This is a genomic window from Metamycoplasma phocicerebrale, from assembly GCF_003383595.3.
In the GTDB taxonomy this organism is placed as follows: Bacteria; Bacillota_I; Bacilli_A; order Mycoplasmatales; family Metamycoplasmataceae; genus Metamycoplasma; species Metamycoplasma phocicerebrale.
Genome location: NZ_CP033058.2, coordinates 25404 through 37213 on the forward strand (window position 1 = coordinate 25404; position 11810 = coordinate 37213).

An 11810-nucleotide genomic window follows, 5' to 3' on the forward strand; every position below is an offset into this window, starting at 1 on the left:
TGTAAGTACAATTATAATATATATATATATATATATAGGAAAAATGCGATAAAAAAATGCAAATTTAATTGCAAACAAACTAATTAAATGCTTATTGAGATGAAAAATTTTTCAATATTTTCTAATAAGGACTAATATTTTACTTTTATTTTATTAATGTTTTTTTTGAATGACTATTTTTACTTTTTATTTTTGATGGTTTATAAATTTTATCAATTCTTTTTTATTCGCACATCGCCAAAGAAAAAAAGCACAATTTTACCCGCCAATTTTATATATTCATGTTCTTTTAATATTATTTTTTTGGTTTGTTCATCTTGCTCTGTTTTTAATGAGTTAATATTAAAATTTAAATCAGATAAATTTACTCTTCGAACATCTTTTTTTAAATCTAATAACCTTTTTTTCATATGTATTTACTATTTTTTTATTAAAAAATTCCTTAGGTTGGAGACGTAATATTAAAATACATTCTTTTACATTCATTTTAAACTTGAGTTGCACAATTTTTATTAATAATTAATATTATGAATATTAAACTCAATTTAAAGCCCAAAAACATATAACACTTATAAAAGCATTGTCTATTTTTTTATTTTTGAGTGCTATAATTTTAGAATTATGAACAAAAACTACGTATATATTGATTTTGAAGCTATAGCAAATCCTTTTGCAAGAATAATTAATCTTCCTTCCGATACTCCTTATGCATATACTGTAGGAGGATTGAATAAATATCAAAATTTTGAAACTAAAACTTTTATTGTAGATTTTAATAAAGGCAATAATTTAAATAATATTTGATCAATTATTAAACAAAATATTATTAAACATATATACGAAATTAATCCAAAATTAAAAATTTCAGAAATTGTTTTTATTGGTCACAATCCAAACCTTGAAAAAAGAATTTTGCAAAAACTCTTTCCTAATAATGAAGTTCAACCTTTATTAGACCCGTCATGTCCTGTTTTATCTTTATCTAAATTAACGGGGCCCATATTTGAAGATGAATATTTTTTAAATATTAAAAAGGCAATTAAAGATTCGGGAATTGAATCATTAAAAAAGAGAGTGGCAGGGAAAAATGGTGCTATTGCTTCATTTGTAGGACATTGATTATACATAAATGCCATTAAAAATTTGCGTGTGAATGATAAAAGAAAAAAATACTTTTTAAAATTAAATAAAAATTTAGTCATAAAAGAATTAAGAAAATACTCAGGAGATGACGTTAAAAAAATGTTATTTTTAACCACAGATCAAGAGAGAACAGACAAAATGATTAAACAATACTTGTATAAAAAAGAATTATTAAAACAAATTAAAAATTTAGAACTAGATGAGAATTTAACTATTAAAGATATAAAACAAAAAATTTGAAACCTTTAAAGGAGATAAAAAATAATGCAAGAAAGTGTAATAAAACACAAAAAAAAGCATTATTTTAGAAGGTTTTTACCACAATCAAAATATGATTGAAAAATTTATTTTTCAAAAACATGACCAATTATTATAGGTGAAATTCTATTTTGCCTAAATGGTTTTTTGGACAATTTTATGGTAAGCCACATACCTTCTGGTATTGATGCTTTAACTTATGCTAATACATATACTGGTATTATTTATACCATATTTTTTGCTATTCAGGGTATAGCTGGAATGTTTGTTGGTCAATATTATGGAAAAAAAGATTATAAAAAGGTTAATCAAATAATGAACCTTAGAATTTGAATGTATTTATTCATAAGTTTAACTTTTGCAATAATTTGTTGAAGCACTCCGACAAACCTTATTCAATTTATTGGAGGAAAAAATATTAACGGTGTAGCTTTAAATGAATCAAGAATGTATTTAATGTTAATATCAGTATCATGAGTAATTACTTCATTTAATTTTAATACTAACATGCAACTTAATGAAACGGGACACTCAAATTTAGCTTTTGTTTCGGCCTGTTTAACCTTATTAAGTAATGCTACTATTAATGCTATATCTTTATATGGTTTTAAGGGGCATGCCTACTATGCTGCTTTTGGTTCAATTATCAGCGCTTTTGTGTGTCTAGCTTCAGATTCTTTTTTAACTTATTATAAGGATAGGCCAATATTTATAAATATTTTTAAAATTTACAGAATAACAAAACCTGTTGCTAAACAGTTGCTTAGAAGGATCCCTGCTATGTTAATAACAATAGCTGCAATGATTACATTACCTATGAGAATGATTATATGATCAAGAGCCTTTCCCGATGATTTGATTAATGGTTCGGGAATTAGAGCTGCTTGGATGGGAATCAATGCTGTGACAATATTGGGTTTAGTTGAAAGTTTAGCTTCCATAGCTTCAGCAATTACTTCGGCTTGTTCATCTAACGTCTCATATTTTGTTGCTAGCAATTTAGGAAAAAATAATTTTGAAGAAGCTGAAAAACATGCATTTGCCCTAAAAGGTTTTCATGCTATAATGGGTTTAACAATGTCAACAATAATGGTAGGGGTTGTATTTGGTATTGCTTATTCCCCTGCTACATCTAGAGGAGCTCAAGAGGCAGTAGTTTCAAATATTTACTTTTATTTAGATAGAGGGCTTTTTGGAAATATTTTAGAATCAAAACAAACGAAATATTGAATTGATTCCAACATTTTAGAAAAAGCTAAAATTGTTTATAACTCGCAATTCCATGTTTGATCTAATGGAATACCTAATAAAAATGAATTAAATATTTTTATAAATAATGAAGATATTCAAAATTTAATTAAAGATATGAAATTAAAAATAGGTTTATCTTTTAGACAAATATTTTTATATACTTGTTTTACATTTATATGCATTAATCCTGTTTGGTGTTGATTTTATACTACCGCTGCTTTACCAAGTGCTGGTGGTAGAAATATGATAGGTTCATTAACGATGTTGGGAGCTCATTGATTATCATTTATTTGATTAATTACTTTGACTTTTGGAATTATCATACCATTAAGATCAAAAAATACTTTTATTAGTTTAGAAGTTGCATATTGTTTATTTTTTATGATAGATTTCATAAGATGACTAATATTTGAAATAGTTACTGCCAAAACTAATTGAAAAAGAAATATTACTGAAGAAAGTGAAAAAATAATAATAAAAAAAGACACAATTTAAACCTTTATTTGTTTTATCGGTTTAATTAAAGTGTCTTTTTTATTATTCATTATCCATATTTTTGTATAAATAACCTTTTTGTAATAATTTTGCAATTAAAACAATATTTTTTTCATTGTGATAGATATTGTCTGTTTTTTCAGGATTTGCTATAAATGACATAATAGAATCATCTGTTCACTTACTAAAGTTTCTAAAGTTTACATTTCTAGAATTGGTATTATCAATTGTGTATCCAGCAAAGAAATAATCATTATATTTAATTTCATTTGAAATACCTATTTTTGCTAAAGTGTCATTATTTAATGTTTTTAAGTAAGTTTTGATTTCACTATTTTTTTCAATTACTTCTTTATATGCTTTAGCAATAGAACTAGAAATATAGTTTTCTGCATATTGCCCAGATAAAGCTGCTGCTCCTGTAATAGGCCAATATTCGTCTATTGTCATATTTGAAAGAGACAATAATGTTATAGATGCATAAATACGGCTGGTTGCTCTATAACCATCTAATTTTTTAACTTCTTTAATATCTATTTGATTATTATTGTTTTTAGCTAATTTTACAACTTCTTCAATAAATGTTTGAACTGTTGGTCTAAATAAGCTTGCTAATAATGTATCAGCTGATAATAAGTTTACTAATTCCAATCCCAAACCTATTTCAACATTAATTTTAAATTCACTATTATCTCTTGGCTTTCCGTTTTGCCCAGAAGGCGCACTTCTTTTAATTATTTTTGAAATATTTTGTTGAGCTAAGTCTTTGTAAGATTTATTAAATAAAACCGAATACAATCCTTCTTTTAAATCAAACTTGCTTGCATCAAATAAATAATTAATCATTTTTGTATAAGCAATATGATCTACCTTACTAAATAAATTAATAATTTTATCCTTATATTTATTCATAAGAGTAGGAATATGAATAGTTTTTGGATCATTATCTTTAGATATAAATTTAATAACTCCTAAAATTAGTGTATTTTTCAATTCTGATACAGTATCGGTGGATCCTGTATTTATAGTAACAAATTGTTCAAAAATATTATCTATAATTTCGCTAAATATTGTTTCTTCATTAATAATAGCTTTTAAGAATGAATCAACAAAATTTTTAATTGTATTTTTATTGCTTTCAATTACATCTATTTTATATAAATTAGGTAAAGATTTAAAGGTCTTTGTTATTATTATATCTATTTGTTTAGCTAATTTTGCTTCTGGGTCATTAAATAAAGTTTTAACAAATTCTTTTAAAGATTGTTTAATGTTAGTTATTTGTGAACCATTAGCAAGGTTTTTTACTAATTCTAAAACGTTTCTGCTTAAAACTAAATTATTATTTGTATCAAAAAATAAATCCAATCCGAAATTAAATATTTGTTTTAGACTAGCTTGGTTAATTATAAAATCAAGTAAATCTTTAGTTAATTGTTTTTCTTCTTCACTGTTTGTACCAATTAAATTATTAATATTTTTATTATTTAATATAATATCTTTTAAATTAGGTTTTTCTTTAACTATATCAAAAGCATTGCTTAAAAACTTCTTAACTAATTCAATATTATTATTTAATTCATCATTTATTTTTATAATTTTAACTATTTTAATTATATTTTTTTCATCACTAAATGTTTTATGAGAATATTTAATAAAAGCTTCAGATAAGTAATTAAATTTAAATTTCAATCCATTGTGGCCTAATTCTGAAATCATGCCGTTAGCCAAAACTTTAGAAATATCAAAATTATTCTCTATTTCTACAAATACACTTAAGATTGAACCAATTAACTTAGTTTGTTCTTCTGAATTTATTTCTTTAAATAGTTTGTTAATATTTGGGTCTTTGTTAATAACATTGCAAATAATTCTTACTAAAATTGGTTTTAATTCTTCATTTGATATAAATTCTTTAAATGTTTCGGAAAAAGCTTCCTGTAATTCTAAGTTTTCTGCCTGGCTTTTATAAATAAATTTTAATAGTTTACTTATTGTATTTATATTTTTAAACTCTTCTTCATTAGCATTGTGTTGGGCATTATTAATAATGTTTTTTAATTGTTCACTAATTAATTTTGGTAATTTATTTGAATGCATCAACTTGCTTAAAAATATATCTAAATCTTCATTACTAATATATTCTTGCTTTTTGTTTAATTTTTTTGCACTATCTTTTATTAAATTATTAATTGCATCATTTTTTAAAATGTTTTTAGAAATTTTTTCAACCAATGTTGATAAATCTTCTTTAAATGAAGTTGCAAAATCACTTTTAGCAAAATCTTTAATTAAATTTAAAATATTTTCTTGTTTTAAGAATGTTTGATTTAATAAATCAACAATATATTCTTTCTTTAAAATTTTGGCCCCTGATTTTCCATCTTTATCTCAATCTTTTTCTAATAATTGTTTTTGAAATTCATCTAATTGAGAACTTATAAATTTAGATTGCTTAATTCATGAAACTAATTTATCAGCAGCGCCTTCTTTATTCTTAAAGAAATTGTAAATATCATTGTTAGGATCGATATCTTTTATTATTTGAATATTAAAAGATTTTTTTAAAATTGATAAAAATATTTCTTTAATTTGATTATTTGTAAAATTGATTAATCTTCTTGAAATACGCTTAGGATCTAATTTATCCTTAATATGTAAGATTACCTCTTCTTCTTCCAATAATTTATTTATTACTTCTTGTTTATTTTTGCCTATATTATCTTCATATAATTTTTTAGAATCCTCTGTAGTTAATTCTATTATTTGCTTATTATTATCTTTGCTAAAAGAAGATAAATATTTTTTGCTTCAACCTAAATTATATAAAGTTTCGTTTTTAATAGTATTAGCTGTTAATTTAACAAAGGCATCCATAGCCATTTTTTTGTATCCATAAACAGTGGGATGAATATCAAAAACAACCGATGTTAAAACTTCTTGGTTTTCGTTTCAATATGACGCATCAAATGCATCTACAAAATAAATATTTTTACCCACTTTTTGTTTTGCTTCTTTTATTGCATTTGTAAGAGGTTGCATAAATTGCAACATAAGGTTTTCAGTCTCTCCTGAAAGTTGAATATTGTTAGGAAATAAACTATGAATCATACTTAAAAATCTTAAAAACGGAGCCGGATAATTAAACAATACAACATTAGTTTTTGAATTAATAGAATTAATTTTATTTAATAATGTTACTAATCTATCAGTAATTTCTTCTTTGCATATATCAGTAAATTTTTTATATAAAGCTGATAATTTTTCATAATCAATTTTGTTATTTTTTTGAAAATCATTAATTAATTCATTAAAATTGACGGCTTCCAATACAGAACTAAAAAATCTTAAAAAGTCGTTTGCTCCCAAAGTAATTGTCATCAAATTAGATTGTTTAATTTTTTGGACTAAAAGTTTTTTAAACTCTTCTTTATTTTCATATCTTCCATCAAATGTATGCTTATAAATTCCATCTTCATTTTTAAATATTTCAGGTCTTTTAGAATTATATGTTTCGTCTAGCAAATCAAGTCATTCTAAAATAGTTGAATTGGATGTTGCAAAATTATCAAAACTTTTTACTCTTTGAGGATTATCCTTATTTAAATAGTAAGCTAAATAAACAGGAAAAGACATTCCTTCTATTTTTCCATTAACCATTTTACCATGGTAATCTTTATCTAATGCTGCTGTAAAGCCGGCCGAAACCGAATCTCCTATAGCTAAATAATTTATTTTTTCATCTTTCTTTATTATGTTTTCGGCTTTTTCAAATTTATTATCTTTATTAGGATTAAGATCTATTTCATTTTTTTTCTTAAATCCATTAATAACTAGTTTTTTTGTAACAAAAGTATTTTCTTTGCCTTTTTGAAAAAGTTTTATATTTATTTCTAGTTCTCCAGTTTCGTCGTTTGGAGTTTTTGAAATTATAGAAACTTCATACTCTTTATCATCATAATTTGAAAAACTAATATCTGAATCTTGAATAGCAGAAGCCATTTTATCCACTTTATTTGATATAAAAATATTAATGTTTTCTATCTGTTTAGCAATTCCTTGTTTTTGCTGTTTGTTTTTATTAACACAACTAAATGTAAAAACAACAGGTGTAATAGCTAAAGTAGTTAAAGATAAAATCTTTAATAATTTGGTTTTTTTAGAATTTCACATAAAATACTCCTAATTATATAATCCATATTTACTTGGATAAAAGAATTTTAATAAAAATTATTCTAAACTCATATTTTTTGTGTTTTTTTAAGTAAAAAAATATTTTTAAGTGATTTAAATATAAAAAACAATACAAAAAGTGTTCATTTTTGTTAAATTTAAAACAATATATTTTTAAAACTAAATAAAAAGTTAATTTTTTTGTTTTTAATATAATAAATTTTTTTAATATTAGTCATTTGAAATTTAAAATTAGAAAGAAAAAAATGAAAAGGCAATTGCATTTATCTAATTTAATTTTAAATATTATATTTCAGACAATATACATATTTTATGTTATTTTTGCTATTACAATGTTAATAATGAGCAATAATTATACAGCATCAACTTGAGGCATTGTCATAACTTTGATTCTTATAGGATCATATGGAGGAATATTGATAGGAGTATTATTTTTAATAAACATAATAATGAATATTGTTTGTGCTGTTGTAGCTGCATTTAAATCTTTATCTATAATTAAAAATAATAAAATTAATAACCAACAAATGCAATCTCAAAATTTATAGATTTTTTGAAATATAAAAATCTATAAAATATAAATGATAAATATTGAATTTTGTACCAACAAAAATGCAACTTAATTGTGAGTTTTTTATTTTTTACACATTTTTTTAATTTATAACTTGTTTTAAGCGCTATATTATTAATAAAAATGAAAATAACAAAATAAAGAATTATAATTAAATTGTTAATAAACAAAGGGGGGTTTTATGAAAAAAAACACAAAAAAATTATTATATTTTTCAATAGTTCCTGGGCTTGCAGCAATATCAGCTGGTCTTGTAACTAGTTGTACAAAAGAAAGTAAAGAAAAAGTTTTTTCAGGACTTAAATTGAAATATGACAATATTCAAGAAACTGAAATAGAAGATTTTGATCCTTTATTAATACAATTTGAAGGATTAAAAAATTGATCGTATAAAATAGTAAAAAAAGAAATCATTGAGAAAGAAAATAAAATTAAATTATGAATTAAAGCTCAAAATGGTTCTGTTACATATCAAATAGAAAAAGAGATAACAGGGTTTAAATTAGTGACTTTAACAGAAGAAGAAATTAAAGAAAAAGTTATAATTCACTATCCTTATATATCTAAAAAACAAGTTTTTGATTTTAAAAAAGAAGAGCTAAGTATTGTTGCGCCAAGAAAAGTATCTGTTAAAGTTAAAGATTTTGAAATAATATCTGCTAACAAAATTAAAGTTAACTTAGAAGCAACAAGTCAAAATAAAACATATACTTTTGAAAGATTTTTAGAAGGATTCAAAATTGTTACTTTAACAAAAGAAGAAGTTGAAGAACAAACAAAATTAGAATATTCAAATGTTGAAAACACAGAAATTCAAAATTTTGATTCTAAAAAAATTAAAATAAATACACCAAAAGGATGGACTGCAACTATTGAAGGAACATATTCGGAAGCAAATAGTGTAACAGTTAGTTTAAAAATTAAACAATTTGATGTTGAATATGACGTTGAAAAAACAATAACTGGCTTTAAAAATAATCAAAATATTGAAAATGATGCTAACATCGAAATTAAATTTAAAGAAGCTACTATATCAATAGATGATTTACAAAATCATTATGCTACAAATGACATTACTTTTTCTGTAACAAGCAAAAGTTCAAATTTTGAATATAGCGTTTATGTAAAAGAAATTGATAAATTAGAAGGAAAAATTATTATTGAAATTACTCAAAAAAATAAAGATACAGGAGATGATATAGGAGTAATTATAAAAGAAATTACTGGATTTAAAAAGCAACTACCTCTTGACGAAAATGATGTTGAAATTACAATAAGTAATTTAAGTAAAGACCAATATAGTACAAAAAATGTGGAAGATATAGAAGAAAATGAAATTGTACTAAATAGTAAGTCAACTAAATATAAATATGAATTGAGATCAATTCAAACAACAAAATCAGATGAAGGAATTTTAATGCTTAATATTAAAGTTCTTAATGCAAAAGATAATTCGCTTGTATATACTAATTTAATAAAAGAAATTACTGGATTTAAAACTACTTATTCAGTTGAAGAAAGTGATTTAAATATTAAATTTGTTTATTTAAATTTATTTACAAACAAAGCTCAACCTTCTGACTATGCAAAATTTTATGCTATTCAAGCAGGCAGAGAAAATCATCACGTATTTCCAATGAGTATTAAAAATAAATTTAAATATGAAATTGTTTCAGTAACATATGATGAACTAGGTGGAACGGTATCTATAAAGGTTAAACAAAAACGTGGTTTTAAAAAAATTGGTGAATTTACAAAAACAATAACAGGTTTTAAAACTGGAAAACCAAGTGAATGAACACAATCAGATGTTAATTCAAAAATTACTATTAATTACAAAGGTGATATTGCAAACACAAAAATAAAAGATGCACAAAAAGATAATATTGAATTTATTACCAACGAACCTTTTACATTTAAAATTACAAAATTTGAAAAACTAGAAAATACTAAAACATTAAAGATTGAAGTAGAAGTTTCTATAGAAGGAATTTCACAAAAATGAACCTTGCAAAAGGAATTTAATGGGTTTCAATAATTTCTTAAAAATGAAAAATTATTTTATTTAATTATGTCAACATTAATAATAAAATACCAGGCCTAATATTCGTTATGCTTGGTTTTTTATTATTTTGATAAGGTATAATTATTTATATAGTAAATAAAGGAGAAAAAAAATGAATGAATTAGTATTTAAAAGATTTATAGTTAGAAAACCAGGTAAATCAATGGTTGAAGGAATTAACGATTGAGCAGAATTGGCTCATTTGGGAAAACCTGTATATGAAAAAGCAGCTAAACAATGAGAAGATTATGTTAAAACTATTAAATCATTAGGTATTGAAGTTATAGAATTAAAAGCTTTAGAAGAATATCCGGATTCTTGTTTTGTTGAGGACCCTGTTGTTATTATCCCAAACAAATTGGCAATTATGACAAACCCAGGAGATAAAACACGTAATGGTGAAAAATTGGAAATGGAAAAAGAAATTAAAAAACTATTTCCAGAAGATAAAATTAAATATATAAAGGCGCCAGGATATATGGATGGCGGCGATGTATTACCTATTGGAAATACATATTATATTGGATTAAGTAAAAGAACTAATCAAGAAGCAATTGATCAATTCACAGAATTTGTAAAACCATTAGGTATTAAAGTAGTAGCTATTCCTGTTAATCAATTTTTACACTTAAAAACAGGAACAACTTATATAGAAAATAACAATTTATTAGTAACAGGTGAATTTGAACAAACACCAGAATTTCAACAATATAACTTAATCAAGGTTCCAAAAGAAGAAGACTACGCAGTGAATGTTATTTATATTAATGGAACTTTATATATGCCGTCTGGTTATCCAAAAACCAAAGAAATGCTTTCAAAATTAAAAGGATACAAAGGCATAGTTGAATCTGACACATCTGAATACAAAAAAATTGATGGTGGTTTTACTTGTTTATCAGTTAGATTTTAAAAAAGAATTTATTAAATTTATTAAAAACCAAGCTTTGCAAAATAATGCTTGGTTTTTTAATATTTGTTTGTTTACTAATTGCTTTATATTAAAAAAATATATTAAGTTAGGATATCAAAATCTATTTGTATTTTAAATTTTAGATTTTGTATTTTTCCTTCTTTAGTGGTTGCTAAAATTAATATTCTAAAATCATTAGGAATAGAATTTTTTATATTATTATTACTTTTCACAATTTCGTGAATTCTAGTAAAAAATTCCTTAATCTCTAAACCAGCTACGCCTGGTTTAGAATTTAAAAAATAATATTTATTTTTTTGGCCCTTATAAAAATAAGAAATAGGTAATTTCATAGTGGCAATTTGTTGAATAAAATAATGAAAAGTTATGGGTTTTTTTAAGGTTTTATTAAATGCTAAAAATTTTTCTTTTAAATTTAAATCTAAAACTATATTATTTAATGAATTTGCTTCTAATTGGCCTATATTTGGTTTATTATCAAATTCTTTTTCAAAATTATAACCAGTATTATAAAAAGAATATAAAACTGCTGTATTTGTTCCGTAATCATACTTTGGTTTATTAATTTCAATTGATTTATCTAAATCAAATAAATCTTGAGCCATAATGTTTTTTTCTAAAGAAATATTATATTTTTTTTGTTGCGTGGTTATTGGTGTTTCCAATACTTTAACATCTTGTTTTTTATCCAATATAAAATATCTTGTTTTTTCTTTAGATGATGAAAAATAAATAGAAACTGCAGTAATTGCAACAACAGAGGAAATTATTCCTGCAAACATAAAAACTGACGATACAATTTTCTTCTTATTTCTTTTTGGTTTAACTGGTAAATCATCATTTGTATTTGTATTGTTAATTATGGTTTCTTTTTGTTCTAAATCTTTTTCTGCCATTGT

8 protein-coding genes are annotated in these 11810 nt (G+C 23.4%); 5 read left to right on the forward strand and 3 right to left on the reverse strand.

Translation table 4 applies throughout. The features are described from left to right. Window positions 1–209: 209 nt before the first annotated feature. On the reverse strand, window positions 210–410 hold the full coding sequence (locus DMC14_RS00115; RefSeq protein WP_116171823.1) for a hypothetical protein: 201 nt from the start codon (window positions 408–410) through the stop codon (window positions 210–212). A 211-nt stretch (window positions 411–621) separates the two neighbouring features. Between DMC14_RS00115 and DMC14_RS05585 the strand changes: the two genes are divergently transcribed. Together DMC14_RS05585 and DMC14_RS00125 are read left to right on the forward strand one after the other, a co-directional pair. Further along, window positions 622–1392 carry a DUF2779 domain-containing protein gene (locus DMC14_RS05585; protein WP_116171824.1) on the forward strand — a complete coding sequence of 257 codons (771 nt, stop codon included), beginning with the start codon at window positions 622–624 and terminating at the stop codon, window positions 1390–1392. A 15-nt stretch (window positions 1393–1407) separates the two neighbouring features. Next, a complete protein-coding gene (locus tag DMC14_RS00125) occupies window positions 1408–3147 on the forward strand; it encodes an MATE family efflux transporter (protein ID WP_116171825.1) in 1740 nt (579 codons plus the stop codon). 42 nt (window positions 3148–3189) lie between these two features. Here DMC14_RS00125 and DMC14_RS05590 read toward each other — a convergent pair whose 3' ends face one another. Beyond that, entirely contained in the window at window positions 3190–7320 is a 4131-nt protein-coding gene (locus DMC14_RS05590) for an SGNH/GDSL hydrolase family protein (protein ID WP_116171826.1), read from the reverse strand. Between the two features lie 266 nt (window positions 7321–7586). Between DMC14_RS05590 and DMC14_RS05595 the strand changes: the two genes are divergently transcribed. The 3 genes from DMC14_RS05595 to DMC14_RS00145 all read left to right on the forward strand — a co-directional run bounded on the left by DMC14_RS05595 (window position 7587) and on the right by DMC14_RS00145 (window position 10890). Continuing rightward, window positions 7587–7889, forward strand: coding sequence for a hypothetical protein (locus DMC14_RS05595; RefSeq protein WP_127922955.1), 303 nt, complete (start codon window positions 7587–7589; stop codon window positions 7887–7889). 204 nt (window positions 7890–8093) lie between these two features. Continuing rightward, a complete protein-coding gene (locus DMC14_RS00140) occupies window positions 8094–9950 on the forward strand; it encodes a hypothetical protein (RefSeq protein WP_116171828.1) in 1857 nt (618 codons plus the stop codon). Window positions 9951–10089: 139 nt separating this feature from the next. Further along, on the forward strand, window positions 10090–10890 hold the full coding sequence (locus DMC14_RS00145; RefSeq protein WP_116171829.1) for a dimethylarginine dimethylaminohydrolase family protein: 801 nt from the start codon (window positions 10090–10092) through the stop codon (window positions 10888–10890). A gap of 101 nt (window positions 10891–10991) precedes the next feature. Here the strand turns inward: DMC14_RS00145 and DMC14_RS00150 are convergent, their stop codons facing one another. Continuing rightward, window positions 10992–11807 carry a hypothetical protein gene (locus tag DMC14_RS00150; RefSeq protein WP_116171830.1) on the reverse strand — a complete coding sequence of 272 codons (816 nt, stop codon included), beginning with the start codon at window positions 11805–11807 and terminating at the stop codon, window positions 10992–10994. Between the last annotated feature and the right edge of the window lie 3 nt (window positions 11808–11810).